Source organism: Clostridium sp. CTA-7 (genome assembly GCF_054768095.1).
Map to the genome: position 1 here is coordinate 42,470 of NZ_BAAAAV010000008.1, position 14,658 is coordinate 57,127.

18 protein-coding genes are annotated in these 14,658 nt (G+C 27.0%); 14 read left to right on the forward strand and 4 right to left on the reverse strand.

Translation table 11 applies throughout. From position 1 onward, the window contains the following. The first annotated feature begins 60 nt into the window (after nt 1–60). Together ACYUEX_RS14490 and ACYUEX_RS14495 are read left to right on the forward strand one after the other, a co-directional pair. Entirely contained in the window at nt 61–519 is a 459-nt protein-coding gene (locus tag ACYUEX_RS14490; RefSeq protein WP_460288832.1) for a VOC family protein, read from the forward strand. Between the two features lie 302 nt (nt 520–821). Beyond that, the gene (locus tag ACYUEX_RS14495) at nt 822–1,259 is read left to right on the forward strand and encodes a VOC family protein (protein WP_460288833.1); all 438 of its coding nucleotides are present in this window, start codon (nt 822–824) and stop codon (nt 1,257–1,259) included. Between the two features lie 81 nt (nt 1,260–1,340). Here ACYUEX_RS14495 and ACYUEX_RS14500 read toward each other — a convergent pair whose 3' ends face one another. Continuing rightward, complete coding sequence (locus ACYUEX_RS14500) at nt 1,341–1,556, reverse strand: hypothetical protein (protein ID WP_460288834.1); 216 nt, start codon at nt 1,554–1,556, stop codon at nt 1,341–1,343. A 213-nt stretch (nt 1,557–1,769) separates the two neighbouring features. Here ACYUEX_RS14500 and ACYUEX_RS14505 point away from each other — a divergent pair, with 213 nt between their 5' ends. From ACYUEX_RS14505 to ACYUEX_RS14515, 3 genes are all read left to right on the forward strand, one after another. After that, the gene (locus tag ACYUEX_RS14505) at nt 1,770–2,000 is read left to right on the forward strand and encodes a 2'-5' RNA ligase family protein (RefSeq protein ID WP_460288954.1); all 231 of its coding nucleotides are present in this window, start codon (nt 1,770–1,772) and stop codon (nt 1,998–2,000) included. Further along, a complete protein-coding gene (locus tag ACYUEX_RS14510) occupies nt 1,988–2,884 on the forward strand; it encodes a GNAT family N-acetyltransferase (RefSeq protein WP_460288835.1) in 897 nt (298 codons plus the stop codon). Before ACYUEX_RS14505 ends, ACYUEX_RS14510 begins: the two co-directional genes overlap by 13 nt. A 139-nt stretch (nt 2,885–3,023) precedes the next feature. Continuing rightward, nucleotides 3,024–3,512 (forward strand): CarD family transcriptional regulator, encoded by a 489-nt coding sequence (locus ACYUEX_RS14515; protein ID WP_411167385.1) that lies wholly within the window; start codon nt 3,024–3,026, stop codon nt 3,510–3,512. 109 nt (nt 3,513–3,621) lie between these two features. On the opposite strand, the gene ACYUEX_RS14520 is transcribed toward ACYUEX_RS14515, so the two are convergent. Next, nucleotides 3,622–4,320 (reverse strand): SDR family oxidoreductase, encoded by a 699-nt coding sequence (locus tag ACYUEX_RS14520; protein WP_460288836.1) that lies wholly within the window; start codon nt 4,318–4,320, stop codon nt 3,622–3,624. A gap of 366 nt (nt 4,321–4,686) precedes the next feature. Between ACYUEX_RS14520 and ACYUEX_RS14525 the strand changes: the two genes are divergently transcribed. The 9 genes from ACYUEX_RS14525 to ACYUEX_RS14565 all read left to right on the forward strand — a co-directional run bounded on the left by ACYUEX_RS14525 (nt 4,687) and on the right by ACYUEX_RS14565 (nt 13,921). Then, nucleotides 4,687–5,181 (forward strand): GNAT family N-acetyltransferase, encoded by a 495-nt coding sequence (locus tag ACYUEX_RS14525; protein WP_460288837.1) that lies wholly within the window; start codon nt 4,687–4,689, stop codon nt 5,179–5,181. A gap of 62 nt (nt 5,182–5,243) precedes the next feature. Next, a complete protein-coding gene (locus tag ACYUEX_RS14530; protein WP_460288838.1) occupies nt 5,244–6,287 on the forward strand; it encodes a serine hydrolase domain-containing protein in 1,044 nt (347 codons plus the stop codon). 233 nt (nt 6,288–6,520) lie between these two features. Beyond that, entirely contained in the window at nt 6,521–8,905 is a 2,385-nt protein-coding gene (locus ACYUEX_RS14535; protein WP_460288839.1) for a cation-translocating P-type ATPase, read from the forward strand. Between the two features lie 94 nt (nt 8,906–8,999). Next, entirely contained in the window at nt 9,000–9,203 is a 204-nt protein-coding gene (locus ACYUEX_RS14540) for a hypothetical protein (RefSeq protein ID WP_411167389.1), read from the forward strand. A gap of 177 nt (nt 9,204–9,380) precedes the next feature. Then, nucleotides 9,381–10,301, forward strand: a complete 921-nt coding sequence (locus tag ACYUEX_RS14545; protein ID WP_411167390.1) for an ABC transporter ATP-binding protein — start codon at nt 9,381–9,383, stop codon at nt 10,299–10,301. Beyond that, entirely contained in the window at nt 10,295–11,041 is a 747-nt protein-coding gene (locus ACYUEX_RS14550) for an ABC transporter permease (RefSeq protein WP_411167391.1), read from the forward strand. Before ACYUEX_RS14545 ends, ACYUEX_RS14550 begins: the two co-directional genes overlap by 7 nt. A gap of 14 nt (nt 11,042–11,055) precedes the next feature. Continuing rightward, nucleotides 11,056–11,769, forward strand: a complete 714-nt coding sequence (locus tag ACYUEX_RS14555; RefSeq protein ID WP_411167392.1) for an ABC transporter permease — start codon at nt 11,056–11,058, stop codon at nt 11,767–11,769. Nucleotides 11,770–11,817: 48 nt separating this feature from the next. Further along, nucleotides 11,818–12,525, forward strand: coding sequence for a response regulator transcription factor (locus ACYUEX_RS14560; RefSeq protein ID WP_411167393.1), 708 nt, complete (start codon nt 11,818–11,820; stop codon nt 12,523–12,525). A gap of 1 nt (nt 12,526) precedes the next feature. Further along, nucleotides 12,527–13,921 carry a sensor histidine kinase gene (locus ACYUEX_RS14565; protein ID WP_460288840.1) on the forward strand — a complete coding sequence of 465 codons (1,395 nt, stop codon included), beginning with the start codon at nt 12,527–12,529 and terminating at the stop codon, nt 13,919–13,921. Nucleotides 13,922–14,016: 95 nt separating this feature from the next. On the opposite strand, the gene ACYUEX_RS14570 is transcribed toward ACYUEX_RS14565, so the two are convergent. Beyond that, nucleotides 14,017–14,187 (reverse strand): hypothetical protein, encoded by a 171-nt coding sequence (locus ACYUEX_RS14570; protein WP_460288841.1) that lies wholly within the window; start codon nt 14,185–14,187, stop codon nt 14,017–14,019. A gap of 167 nt (nt 14,188–14,354) precedes the next feature. Further along, complete coding sequence (locus ACYUEX_RS14575; protein ID WP_460288842.1) at nt 14,355–14,531, reverse strand: DUF6440 family protein; 177 nt, start codon at nt 14,529–14,531, stop codon at nt 14,355–14,357. Between the last annotated feature and the right edge of the window lie 127 nt (nt 14,532–14,658).

Below are 14,658 nucleotides of genomic sequence, written 5' to 3' on the forward strand. Positions count from 1 at the left end.
TGATTAATGATAGTAAGATATTGTAAAGTAAAATTCAGTTAGATTATTAAGGAGTGTTATATGAAATTCCAATTAGCTTTATTGGCTGTAAAAGATGTTGAAGTATCGAAGAGGTTTTATTGTGAATTATTTGAACAAACTGTTACTTTTGACTTTGGTAGAAATGTGACATTTAGTGGGGGATTTGCTATACAAGAAGATTTTCATTGGCTAACAGATATACGAAAAGAATCTATACGTAAAAAGTCTAACAATATGGAGTTGTATTTTGAGGTTGATGATTTTGATACTTTTGTTAGGAAGTTAGAGTCGTACACTAATATTGAGTATGTTCATAAAACTAAAATGCATGAATGGAAGCAACGGGTTATTAGAATTTATGATCCTGATTACCATATGATTGAAATTGGTGAATCTATGGCTATTATTGCAAAAAGATATTTATCAGAAGGATATTCTGTTGAAGAAACATCTGCAATAATTCAGCATCCTATAGATTTTGTGAAGTCCTGCATGTAAAGAATCACTATAATTTCCTGATTTAATAATCAATAATCTTAATATATTTAGAAATAATTAATTTTTATGAGATGAAATTATGATTATTTATTAAGTTATCAAGTTATTAAATAAAGGAATATTTACTGATGATACTTAGCTAAGATTAGGATTTATTTTGCTTATATGCATTTTATCTAAAGTTAATTTATTTCGTAAAAATAAGTGATGCAGCCTGTATGTATTGAGCAAATTTAATATACTATGAATAATTATATTCTAATATTGACATTGCTAATTACAAAATTAAGGAGGGGAACTTATTGAAAAATAATGAAGTTAAATTAATAAATGTATGTCCAGTTTTTATATCTGAAGATGTACAAAAAACTGTAGATTTCTATGCTGAAAAATTGGGATTTAAATTTGCAGCACATTATGATAAGAGTGATAATTTTGCAACGATATATAGAGATTCTATTGAGTTTGTAATTGTACAATCGAAGTTTGGGCAAATACAATCAAATACTAAAAGATATGGTGCGGGTTATGATGCTTATATTGATACTGACACAGTTGGTGGAGTTGATATAATTTATGAAGAGTTTGTTTCCAAAGGTGTTCATATAGTATCAAAACCACATAAAACAGATTATGGTAGTTATGAATTTGTTATTGAAGATATTGATAAAAGATTGATTGGAATAGGACTTATTTATAGCAATCAAACATACTTTAAAAACTCAAATTATTTAGATTAATGCATTGATTTAAAATTCATCCTATTCTTATGATGTGAATTATTATAGATAAAAAATAGATTTAAATATTCATTGCATATGCTATTTTGATAATACTCGTCTTAATAGCATTTTTTTATAATTTCTTAATTTAGACATATCGTGTTTTTTGGAATATATTCCAATAAAGATTAATGTAAAGCCTAATCCTACACCTAATCCTTTTATAAATTCTGGAAATAAATTAAAGCAATTTGATAGCAAGAAAATAACATAAAATAGCAATCCCCAATTTGTATAATTATTTAACTTTTTCATATACATCATCACCTCCACTATTCTAATATATATTATATACAAAAATTATAAATTTAACTATTATATTGAAATAATATATGAATATAATGCTATAATTAGTATATATTTTAATTTTCACAAGTTTTAAATGTATTATAAGTTTATAGGAATCATATTTCGAAAAGGTCAGTAATTTTATTTCTAGATTTCAATAACATTAATATTATTAAAAATATAAGGGAAAAGTATGACCCACTTGCAAATTGTATTGACCCACATATCACCACTGTTTTCCCGTTTGAAAGTGATATATATATTAATGAATTAAAAGAACATTTTAATGAGGCTTTGAAAGATGTAAAGAAGTTTAGTGTTTCTTTGAAGGACTTACTATATAAATTATTTTTTTATGAAAGAGGAAGAGTAAATATAAATATGGGGAGGGGCTTTGTTTGGTTAATATAAATAATAAAGTATTAGATCAGCATATTATTCTTAAAAAGTATATAAATGAAAAGGAACATAGAGAAATAAAAGAGTTAGAAGATATTTGTATAAAAGAAGATAAAGTAAATTTGAAGTTAGAGTTAGAGTATAGAACACAAATTTATAAAGATTATGAAAAATCATTAAATGATGTAAATGAATTTTTATATTATATTAATGATGATTTAATAGGATATATAGGAATTTCAAGCTTTGGAGCAAATGTTGCTGAAATAAATGGAATAGTTCATCCTAGCTTTAGAAGAAGAGGTATATTTGCAAAACTTATTAAACTAGTTATTGATGAATGTAAGAAAAGAAATTTTAATGAGATATTATTACTTTGTGATGATAAGTCAACTTCAGCAATAGAATTTATAAAAAATACAGAAGCTATTTATTCCTTTTCTGAATGTAGAATGAAGTGCTTAAACTATGATATACGGGAAAATAATAAAGATATTTCTTTAGTGAAGTGTAAAAATGAAGATATAGATCAAGTTGAAAATTTAAATAAGGTTTTCTTTGGATATGTAAGTAGTGAATTAATATTACCAGAAGATGAAGAAAAGAATAATACTATTACTTATTTAATCCAATTATATAAGAAAACTATTGGTAAAATAAAAGTAAGTAAGGATAAAAATACGGCCTTCATAAGTGGATTTGGAATTATTCCAGAATTAAGGGGTAAGGGGTATGGAAGACAAACCTTGATGGAAGTTTTGAGTAATTTAAATAAAGAATGTATATATGATGTTGAGTTAGATGTAGAAGTTAAAAATAAAAATGCTCTAAATTTATATAAATCCTGTGGCTTTAAAGAAGAATCAGTGATGAATTATTATAAAGTAAATATTTAACAATATATATTATTAGAAAGATTTAAGCAATATTATTATATTTATGGTATAATTAATATACAACAGGTAGTTCCTAAAAGTTTTTAGCTGTAGGGGCTACTTTTTTTAGTATAAAGTAAATATATAAGGAGGGAAATTTATGTTTGAAATAAATGATTATGTTGTATATGGTTCAAACGGTGTTTGCAAAATTATAGACATAGAAAAGGTTTCTTCAAGAAATGAAGAGTTAGAATATTATATTTTATCTCCAGTTTATAATAATAAAATGACTATTAAAATTCCTGTAAATAATAAGAAAATTTTAATGAGAGAACTCCTAACAAAAAGTGAAGTAATGAATTTAATAGAAGGAATTTCTAAAAATGAGACTATTGATATAGAGGATACAAGAAGGAGAAACGAAGAGTTTAAATCTATTATTAAAAGTGGAAATAATGAAGAAATTATAAAGGTTATTAACTCTATAAAAATAGAAGAAAATGAAAAAAATTTATTAGGTAAAAAACTTAATAAAACTGATGAAGATATTATGATTAGTGCAAGAAAGCATTTATATGAGGAATTAGCAATAGTTTTAGATATTGATGTTGATGAAGTTCAAGAATATATTAAAAATAATATCTAATATCATTAATAAATCTAGAAATACAAATGTCTATAATACATATCTAAATATAGTATTAAAAGAGAGGTAGTTACTAAATCTATTAGCTTTAGTAACTACTTTTTTTAGCTCAATTAGCCTTTTGATTTTTAATAACAACTTCGGTTACAGCTAAATATTTTCTTGGTTTAATATTATCAATGATAATATCCGCGATATCATTAGGGTCCATTAATTTCTTGGCTTGTTCCTCTGAAAATACACCATCCCAAAACTCAGTTTTCATACCGCCCATGTATACAGCCAATACATTAATAGAAGTTTTTTTCAATTCTAGGGATAGACTCTCTGTAAATCCCCTTACACCAAATTTACTTGCACAATAAACGGATTCTGTTATTTTTCCTTCTTTACCAGCTGTAGAAACAATATTTACAATTGTTCCTTCATTATGTTTTCTCATCCCTTTTAACACTTCTTGAGTACAAAAAATTGTTCCTTTTAAATTAATATCAATCATTTGGTGGATTGAATCTTCACTCAAGTTCTCTGCATAATCAAAAAATCCAACGCCAGCGTTATTAATAAGTAAATGAATTGATCCAAAATCATCTTGTATAGATTGAATTACTTGAGATACCATTTGTTTTGAAGTAACATCTACTTCATAAATAGAATAACTGTTAGTTAAAAATTTTGCTGTTTGTTCAAGCTTTGATTTAGTCCGACCGAGTAAACATACGTGATAGTCTAAACTGGAATATTTTTTGGCTAATGCAGCACCTAATCCACTGCCAGCACCTGTTATAACTACAATATTTTTGCTCATATTTATAATCCTTTCTTATAGAGAATAACTTTTTTCATTATAATAACCCATTTAAATGATAGAATCAATATGTTTATACTAAGTCTCAGTTATATCAAACTTATTAGTGAAGACCAATTTTACAAAGAAAAAATAGCTAGTTATGAAATTATTGAATTTATTCCTACAAAATATGCAGCTAGTTTCAAAGCTTTTATTTAATAACAATGAAAAATCCCTAAAGAGATTCCTTTATTTTATGTTTAATAGTAATTTTAAAAACGTAATAATTTATATATAATTGGTATAATTGATGAAATTTTTGGAATTTAATAGAAAAATAATTATAAGATATAGTAAAATAAAATTATAATGGAGGTAGCATTAATGAATATTCGTAAAGTAAAAATTGAAGATGCAGATAATTTGTTAAATATGTTATTAGCTTTAGATAAAGAAACAAAATATATGATGCTTGAACCAGGTGAGAGGCCTAATGATGTCAGTAGAATACATGGAATGATAAAACAATGTACTGAAGGTAGTAATTTACTTTTAGTTGCAACAGAAGATAATAATATTATTGGATTCATTTCTGCTCAAAGGGGAGTGCCAAGAAGAATTAAACATACAGCTTATATTGTTGTTGGTATTCGTGAGGCTTTTCGTGGTAAAGGAATTGGCAAGAAACTATTTTCAGAATTAGATGTATGGGCAAAAGACAACTCTGTTACAAGACTTGAGTTAACAGTAATGTATCCTAATACTATTGCAAAACATCTATATGAGAAAAATGGTTTTAATGTAGAAGGAATTAAAAAGAATTCTATGATAGTTGATGGAAAGTATGTAGATGAATATTATATGGCTAAATTATATTAGTTTACAGATAATAAAGAATATAATCCTAATATAGTGTATATGTAATTTGGAAAGGAGGGTCTATGAAAATAAATAAAATAGAAAAGTTTGAAAAAATCTTTAATAAATTTACAAGCCTAAAAAAAATTCATGAAAGTGTGCTATTTATTGAAAATACAAGTGGTGACTTTTCATTTAGTAAGAGTTATGGTGGAAAAGAGTTAGATTCTCCACTTTTAATGGCTAGCATTACAAAATTATTTACAACTACTTGTATTTTAGTATTACAAGAACAAGGTAAGCTATCATTTGATGATAAGATTACAAAGTATTTTAACAATTCTATGTTAAGGGGATTACATGTCTATTATGGGAAAGAATACTCTTTTGATCTTACATTATCAGATTTAATGTTCCAAACAAGCGGTTTGCCAGATATATTTGAAGAGGGAAAAGCATCCACGAAGAATAAAATAGTAAAAAAGGATTTCTGTATTACATTTGAAGAAACTGTAGAGTGTATAAAGAAAGTAAAACCACACTTTGCACCAAGAACAAAGAGAAAAGCTTATTACTCTGATATAAATTTTGATATGTTAGGTAAAATTGTCGAAAGGGTAAATGGTACTACGCTAATGGAAGCATATGAGCAATTTATATTTTTCCCTTTGGGACTAAAGAAAACATATCTTATAGAAAATGAAGATAATGTTGTGCCTAACATTTATTATAAAAACACAGTATTGAAACGTCCTAAATACCTTTCTTGTTGTGGATCAAGTGGGGGAGGTGTTACTACTGCTAGTGAAATGATGATATTTATCAAAGCATTCTTTGGAGGAAAATTATTTAGCAAAGCTATTTTTGGCAAGTTATCAATATATAGAAAGCTACAATTTTTAATGGGACCAATTAGATACGGAGGCGGATATATGCAAGTTCCTTTGAGTGGCGTAGTGACGCTCTTTTCAGGTGAAGGTGAGTTAGTTGGTCATACAGGATCAACAGGTTCATTTGCTTTTTATTATCCTCAAAAGGATTTGTTTTTTGTAGGTGACTTAAATCAAATGGGAGGTCCGTCATTACCTATTAGAATATCAATGCAACTTGCAATGGCAGCAAAATAAGAATTAATTATTTTAAAAATAAATTTTAAGTAAAAATTAAGAAGTTTTTAAGGTTAAGTGAAGATTAATGATATAAAATATTTATAAAGCAAAGAAATTAAGGTGACTACATTGTATTAAAATCCTCTTAAAGGATAAGTATATTTAATATATGGTTAAATAGAATTATTTAAAGTTAATAAAGATTAAAAGTATTAATTTTAGGTTTTTATAATAAGGAGTTAAAGCGATAGATGGATAGAAATTTAGAAACTCAGGATGAATCAGTGAATAATGACAAACTAGGGGCAAAAGTTGTAGGTTTAACCGAAGGAGAAGTACAGGAAAGAATTAAAAAAGGACAGGTAAATATACTTCCTAAAGCACCCTCAAGGACAATAGGACAAATAATAAGGGCAAACTTATTTACTCTTTTTAATGCTATAAATGCAGTGCTGGCAGTAATTGTAATAACTGCAGGTTCTCCTAAAAATGCACTTTTTGCAGGAGTTATAATAAGTAATACTTTATTAGGAATAATACAAGAACTTAGGGCAAAGTCTATACTAGAAAAGCTCTCTGTACTTAATATGTCTAAGGTTAAGGTTATTAGGAATGGAGAGGCTAAGGAGATATATGTAGAAGAACTAGTTTTAGATGATGTAATGATTTTAACTCCAGGAAATCAAATAGTAGCAGATGGAATAGTGCTTAAAGATAGTGAATTTGAAGTAGATGAATCACTATTAACTGGAGAAGCAGATTCTGTTGGGAAAAAAGAAAATAGTAATCTTCTATCAGGAAGCTTTGTAGTAGCAGGAGAGGGTTATGCTAAAGTAAGCAATGTAGGAGCCAATACATATGCCGCAAAACTTGCGGATGAGGCAAGAAAATTTAAATTGATTAATTCAGAGCTTCAAGGAGCCACAAATAAAATATTAAAAATAATAATGTGGTTAATAATTCCAATAGGAGGATTGTTGGTAACAACGCAAATTCTTTTTAGTGAGAGAAGCTGGCAGGAAGCAGTAATAGGGACTACAGCTGGAATAGTTGGAATGGTTCCAGAAGGAATGGTATTATTAACAAGCTTAACTTTTGTTGTAGGCGTAGTTAGATTATCCAAGTGGAAAACTCTTGTTCAAGAACTGCCAGCTACAGAGGTTTTAGCTAGAGTTGATGTACTTTGTTTGGATAAAACGGGGACTATAACAGAGGGAGCTTTAAAGTTAATTGATGTTGTGGCCTTAGGTGAAAGAGGTAAGGAAGATATAGACGAGGTATTATCAGCTATAGTTCATGCATTTCCTCACACAAATCCAACTCAACATGCAATTTTAGAAAGATATAGCACTTCATCAAACTTAAATATATTAAAAAAGGTACCTTTTTCATCAGCTAGAAAATGGAGTGGAATAACCATTGAAGATAAAGGAAATTGGGTATTAGGGGCTCCAGAAATGATTTTAGGAGATTCATACGAAGATATAAGAGAACAGGTTGAGGAAGAAGCAGTAAAAGGAAGAAGAGTATTATTATTAGCTAACTTTAATGGAGAAGAATTAAGTGAAAAGTTACCTAATAATATGGAGAAAGGAGCTCTTATACTAATAGAGGATATAATTAGAGAAGAAGCTCCAAAAACATTAGAGTATTTTAGAAAAGAAGGAGTTACTTTAAAGATAATTTCTGGAGATAATCCAGTTACAGTTGCTGCAGTAGCAGAGAGAGCTGGAGTCTTAGGAGCTAAAAATTATGTTGATGCTAGAACTTTGCCAGATGACAAAGAGGAATTAGCTAAGGTGGTTGAGGAAAATACTGTATTTGGAAGGGTTACTCCTCATCAGAAGAAAGAGTTAGTTAAAGCCCTTCAGTCAAAGGGGCATACAGTTGCAATGACTGGAGATGGGGTTAATGATGTATTAGCATTAAAGGAGTCAGATTGTGGTATAGCCATGGCATCAGGTAGTGATGCAACAAGGGCAGTAGCTCAATTAGTTTTGCTTGATTCTAACTTTAGTGCTTTACCTGAAGTAGTGTCAGAGGGAAGAAAGATGATAAATAACATTGAAAAAGTATCAGAGTTGTATTTAACTAAGGCAATGAATTTTATAATCCTATCCACTATATTTGCAATAGCACTTCTTCCTTACCCTATAATGCCAATACAACTAACTCTTATAGGATCTATTTCCATAGGAATTCCTTCTTTCTTTTTAGCATTAGGACCTAATAAGGATAGAGTGGAAAAAGGATTTTTAAAGAGAATATTACAAGTTTCCATTCCTAATGGAGTGGTAATAGCATTAAGTACAGTAACCATATTTATTCTTACATATACTGCAGGCCTTTCATTAGAGGAATGCAGAACATTATCTGTAATAGTGGCAGGTGGAATAGGTCTTGTAGTATTAGCTAGAGTAGCTTATCCTTTAAATATTTGGAGACTAACTCTAGTGGTAAGTATGATAGGCATTTTCATGATAAGTTTTATAATTCCTTTAGCAAGAAACGTATTCATATTTACTCCTTTAAGTGGTGTATTTATGTTTATAGCATTATTTTTAGTAGTATTATCTTGGCCACTGATAACTTTAATTACGGGAATAGTGAAGAAGATAGGAGATAAAAGATATTAGTAATTTAAATAAGCAATAAATTAATTTCAATTTATTTGAGATAGTCATATAATTTAGTAGAATGATATATAATAATTTTATGGGGGTTAGTAAAATGAATAAAAGATTTCAGTTTGTAATGCTATTATTTTCAGCATTGGGTTACTTGATTTTATCTTTAAGTCATATATTAAAGAGTTCATTATCAGATTTTACATTTGGCTTCTGTGAAGGAATTTCTTTTGTATTTATAATCGTTTGGGGTATATATATGTGCTATTGTTTAATGAAAAAGAAAAATCCATATAGATTTAATTAAAGATAATTAAGTTCTAATTAAAATAAGGTAGTCAATATTGACTACCTTATTTGGTTTTACCAATCAAGATTTTAATCTAATAGAGTCTTAAAATTAAGCTAGAATTAAGGTAACCTAAAATTTACATTAAGGTTAGCAACTTATAATTAACTCATAAAGTTGAAGAGGAGAGTAATTATGAGTCAATATATTGTTAAAACAGAAAATTTAGTTAAAAAATTTAATAATGCAAATAGCGTTGATAATGTAAATTTAAAGGTTAGAGAAGGAGAGGTTTATGGGTTTTTAGGACCAAATGGTGCAGGAAAATCTACAACAATAAAAATGATACTAGGGCTAGTAAAGCCTACTAGTGGAGAAATTAGTGTTTTTGGAAAATCAATAAGAAATAATAGAGAAGAAATATTAAAGGATATAGGAGCTTTAGTTGAAAGCCCATCATATTATGGTCATTTAACAGCTTATGAAAATCTAGATATATTAAGAAGAGTATTAAAAGTAAATAAAGAAGAAATAGAAAAGAAGTTAAAGCTAGTGAATTTATGGGATGCTAGAAATAAGAAAGTTAGAGAGTTTTCACTAGGTATGAAGCAAAGGTTAGGAATAGCACAAGCTCTTATGGGAAATCCAAAGCTTTTAATATTAGACGAGCCTACAAATGGTCTAGATCCAGCTGGAATTATAGAAATAAGAAATTTAATAAAATACTTAGCTAAAGAAAAAAATATTACTATAATAATTTCTAGTCATATATTAAGTGAAATTGAATTAGTTGCTACTGAAGTTGCTGTAATAAATAAAGGAAAGTTACTATATCAAGGCTCTTTAAATAATTTAAAGAAAAATTCAACTAATGAAGTATTAATAGGTATAGAAAATGATGAGGAAAATGACTTAGTATGTAAGCTATTAGTTTCAAGAGGTTATAGAGTTAATGAAGAAAGTGGTAAGTTAAAGGTTAAAGGAAATAATGTATCTGCATCTACAATTTGCAAAGAACTTGTTATGGCAGGATATGCATTGAATTATTTATCAGAAGAAAAAAGCTCTTTGGAAGAAATATTCTTAGGATTAACTAAGGAGGGTGAAGCATGCTAATAAGTTTAATAAAAAACGAATTTGCTAAGGAAAAAAGAAATCTAGTTATTTTATTTGTACTAGCTATTCCTTTAGGAGTATCTGTGCTTTTAGGTGTAGATTTATTAATAAGATATGAAAGTTGGCTATTACCAAAAGCAATTGAAAATGGCTTAACATCATGGCAAGTTTTAATAAAGGAGCAAAGAATGTTATATTTTAATGACTTTATGCCTATATTTGCAGCGTTGATTTTAGCAACAGTATTTGAAAGTGAATATAAAAATAATTCTTGGACATTTTTATTAACTCAACCAATAAAGAGAACAAATATTTTACTATCAAAATATATAGTAGCAAGTTTTTATTCTATAGTAATGTTATTATTAAATATTTTCTCTTTAATAGCAGTAGGTAAAATATTTAAGTTTCAAGAGCCTATACCTTGGAGATTTTTTATAGTTATGTTTGCTATACAGTTAATAGCATCATTAGTAATAATGGTTATACATTTATTCTTAAATATAAAAAATAAGAACTTACTTGTATCCTTAGGTATAGCTGCAGTGTTAAGTATTGTTTCTTCAAATTTATACTATAGTGAAAACTTTATTAAAAATATTAATCCTTATGGTTTTTCATTACTTTCAATAACTCAAGGTAGAGATGAAATAACTTTAGTTTTAATTATATCAGCAGTTATAATTTTTATAGGTTCCTTATTAATAAAAAGATATTTTAATAATAAGGAAGTTTATTAGGTGGAGGTATAGAAATGGAATTATTAAAAGTAGAATTATTAAAAATTAAAAAGAGCTCATTATTATTTATGGCGTTACTTCTTCCAATACCAATAATATTAATAGTTGTAAAGCAAGCACAAAACTTAAGCTCTGTAGGTGGACTAAATCCTTCAGAAGCAATATTAGTATTTTCATCAGTTGCTTATTTGTCACTACTTTTACCACTACTAAATATATATACAGCATGTGTAATAACAAAGGTTGAAAATGACAATAGTGGCTGGAAACAGTTAATGCTTTTACCTATTAAGAAAAGTAGTATTTATTTCTCTAAGTACAGGGTAATGATAATTACTTTAATTACTTCATTATTATCATATATTGTTTGCACAACCTTAGGAGGATTCTATATAAGCAAAAGCGTAAGCTTTAATTTAAATATATTATCTTATGGAGTACAAATTTTTATTACAACATTACCAATAATAATTTTACTATTTATAATTGGTAGAAACTTTTCAAGTATAATACCAGTAATATCTGCTGGAGTTATTATGCTAATTACAAATATATTTATTGCACAAAGTAGCTTTTGGGTTTATGCTCCATGGACATATTCCATGATGGTAGTTGGAGGTAACATAACAAATTCACAAAGATATATAATATTAGGTGCTTCTATACTATTATCTTTAGCAATGTTCTCTTTAGATTTTATAAGTTTTACAAAATCAGATATAAAATAAAGTCTAATTATGGTAAAATACAACTAATGATAAGGGGGCTGAACTATCGTGGCTATAGATGAAATATTAGACAAAAAAATAATGCTAGTAGATGACGAAAGAGAATTATTATCATTATTAAAAGAAGTATTTATCAAAGAAGGATTTAAGGAAATATATGAGGCTGATAATGGAATAGATGCAATTTTATTAGCTAAAGAAACAAATCCAGATATAATAATTTTAGATGTTAATTTACCTGATATAGATGGATACAAAGTTTGTGATAGAATTAGAAAATTTTCAATGTGTCCAATAATTTTTTTAACAGCAAAGGGTGAGGATGAAGAAAAAATTAAAGGGTTAGAAGCTGGTGGAGATGACTATGTAACTAAGCCATTTAATATTAAAGAAGTTGTACTTAGAGTAAAATCACAGTTAAAAAGAGGAAATATCATCAGTGAAACAAAAAAAGAAAAGATATATGTATTTGGCGATATATCTATAAACGAAGATACAGGAGAAGTAAAAAAGCGAGGAGAAAATATATCACTAACTGCAAAGGAATATTCACTAATTTTATATCTTGCAAAAAATAAGAACAAAGTATTTAGTAAAAGTTCACTATGTGAGGAAATTTGGGGATATGATTATGATGGTTATGATAACACCATTATGGTTCATATAAGACATTTAAGAGAAAAGCTAGAAGATAATCCAAGTGATCCAAAGCATATAAAAACATTAAAGGGGATTGGCTATAAGCTAGTTGATTAATATGAAAGTAAAATTAACGATAAAATTACTAATATCTATGGTATTAGTTTATTATATAACTATGACAGTTTATATAGTGCTAAATTTAGTAATATATAATAGTAATATAACATTTGGAGAAAAACTATTTAGCGTATCATTTAGACCTTCAGAGTTTGTAGAAACATATATAGAAGATTTAGAGAGAGATAATGAATTTAATTTAGATGATAAAAATATTGATACATTAATAGAAAATAATATTTGGATACAAGTTTTAAACAAAGAAAATAATGAAGTATATGAAGTAAATAAACCAGAAAATGTACCAAGTAGCTATTTAACAGCAGATTTAATAGAATTTATACAAAACCCATGGGAAAGTAAGGCACCTACTACTATATCAACAAGTAATATAGTTAGTGGAAATGAAAGCTATACATTATTAGTTGGATTACCAATAAATAAGATTTTTAAAGTTAAGATGACTTTCACAGAAGAAAGTTTAAAGTATCATATAGCAATTATAATTTTTGCTTTAATTGTAATGATTATTGTATCGTATATCTTCAGCAAGAATTTAGTTAAACCAATGGTATCAGTAGTTGAGGATATTGATGATTTAAAAAATGGAATATATAAAGATAAGAAAAATAAGCAAGGAATATATAAAGAAGTAAGTGAAAATATAAATGATTTATCTGTTATTTTAAAGGAAAATGAAATTCATCGTAAAGAAGTAGATAAAGCAAAGGAAGAATGGATAGCTAATATCAGTCATGACTTAAAAACTCCACTAAGCTCAATTAAGGGGTATGCAGAACTTCTAAAAGGTGATGCATATGAAATAAATATTGAAGATGCTAAAAGGTATGGTAGTAGTATTTTAGACAATAGTGAGTATATTCAAGAATTAGTTAATGATTTATCCTTAATTTACAAATTAAAAAATAAGGTACTACCAATTAGTTTTAAAGAAGAGAATATAGTAGCTTTATCTCAAGAAATTATAATAGATTTATTAAATAATAGTAAGTACAGTGAAAGAGAAATAAACTTTAATTATGATGATGAAAAAATACTATTAAATTGTGATAAAAATTATTTAAAAAGAGCATTAAATAATCTTGTAATTAATTCATTAGAGCATAATTCTAAAGATACTATAGTTGATATATCTATTTTAAAAGTAGAAGGACATATAAAAATAATAATAGAAGATAATGGACAAGGAATAATAGAAGAGGATTTAAAAAATATCTTTGATAGATACTATAGAGGTGTAAATACAAGTTCATCATCTAAGGGATCAGGACTTGGAATGGCAATAGCTAAAGAAGTTATAACTTGGCATAGTGGAAGTATTAATATAGAAAGTAAAGTAGGATTGGGAACTAAGATAACAATTGAACTCTAGAAATAGGGTTCTTTTATTATGCAAATTAAGAGAAATCAGAATGACTTCTCTTAAAAATATATTATCAACACATTCATCTAACACAGTCTATATTACTAATATGTAATCCAGTAATAAATAACATACATCCAACTTAGAATACCGTGAAAAATTGCCCAAGGTATTGATTTCCATGCAGTATAAGATATAATCATTGCTAAACAAGAGCCGAAAGAAATTCCTTTTTTAATAGTCTCTTTCACTACAGTATTACCATTTTCAGCCATTAAAATTTACCCCCAATCTATTATTATAATTTAATTATACTTATCTAACGATTTTCTTAATACACACTAATTATATAATAGCTTGTCTTATATTATAATAAATTTCAATATTTTTGGATATAAATTATATATAGTTTTGTGTAAAACAACTTAAATATTAAGAGTTATTATTTATCTTTTGTTATGATTGGTTTTCCTTCAGAGTCTAATAAAACAGTTAATCCACCAGAAGTTCCATTACTAACATATAGGTAATTAACACCAGTTTCTTTATCAACTATTACTCTATAACTTTCTATAGCTCCTTGTGTAGATATAATTTCAAATCTTTTGTCTTGCCTCATAAAATTACCTCCTAAATTCAAATTTTTTGATATTTTTATAGGTTAGCACCATATATAACAATGATTCCTTAGACTATATATTTATTATACAGCAATAAAAGTAAAATTAAAGCAATTTTACAATTTA

Excerpts from the sequence above, each read along its gene's own strand:
- ACYUEX_RS14530 (WP_460288838.1), top strand. The coding sequence starts at position 5,244 with ATGAAAATAAATAAAATAGAAAAGTTTGAAAAAATCTTTAATAAATTT.
- ACYUEX_RS14535 (WP_460288839.1), top strand. The coding sequence starts at position 6,521 with ATGGATAGAAATTTAGAAACTCAGGATGAATCAGTGAATAATGACAAA.
- ACYUEX_RS14570 (WP_460288841.1), bottom strand. The coding sequence starts at position 14,187 with ATGGCTGAAAATGGTAATACTGTAGTGAAAGAGACTATTAAAAAAGGA.
- ACYUEX_RS14555 (WP_411167392.1), top strand. The coding sequence starts at position 11,056 with ATGGAATTATTAAAAGTAGAATTATTAAAAATTAAAAAGAGCTCATTA.
- ACYUEX_RS14490 (WP_460288832.1), top strand. The coding sequence starts at position 61 with ATGAAATTCCAATTAGCTTTATTGGCTGTAAAAGATGTTGAAGTATCG.
- ACYUEX_RS14500 (WP_460288834.1), bottom strand. The coding sequence starts at position 1,556 with ATGAAAAAGTTAAATAATTATACAAATTGGGGATTGCTATTTTATGTT.
- ACYUEX_RS14575 (WP_460288842.1), bottom strand. The coding sequence starts at position 14,531 with ATGAGGCAAGACAAAAGATTTGAAATTATATCTACACAAGGAGCTATA.
- ACYUEX_RS14540 (WP_411167389.1), top strand. The coding sequence starts at position 9,000 with ATGAATAAAAGATTTCAGTTTGTAATGCTATTATTTTCAGCATTGGGT.
- ACYUEX_RS14525 (WP_460288837.1), top strand. The coding sequence starts at position 4,687 with ATGAATATTCGTAAAGTAAAAATTGAAGATGCAGATAATTTGTTAAAT.
- ACYUEX_RS14515 (WP_411167385.1), top strand. The coding sequence starts at position 3,024 with ATGTTTGAAATAAATGATTATGTTGTATATGGTTCAAACGGTGTTTGC.
- ACYUEX_RS14545 (WP_411167390.1), top strand. The coding sequence starts at position 9,381 with ATGAGTCAATATATTGTTAAAACAGAAAATTTAGTTAAAAAATTTAAT.
- ACYUEX_RS14550 (WP_411167391.1), top strand. The coding sequence starts at position 10,295 with ATGCTAATAAGTTTAATAAAAAACGAATTTGCTAAGGAAAAAAGAAAT.
- ACYUEX_RS14565 (WP_460288840.1), top strand. The coding sequence starts at position 12,527 with ATGAAAGTAAAATTAACGATAAAATTACTAATATCTATGGTATTAGTT.
- ACYUEX_RS14520 (WP_460288836.1), bottom strand. The coding sequence starts at position 4,320 with ATGAGCAAAAATATTGTAGTTATAACAGGTGCTGGCAGTGGATTAGGT.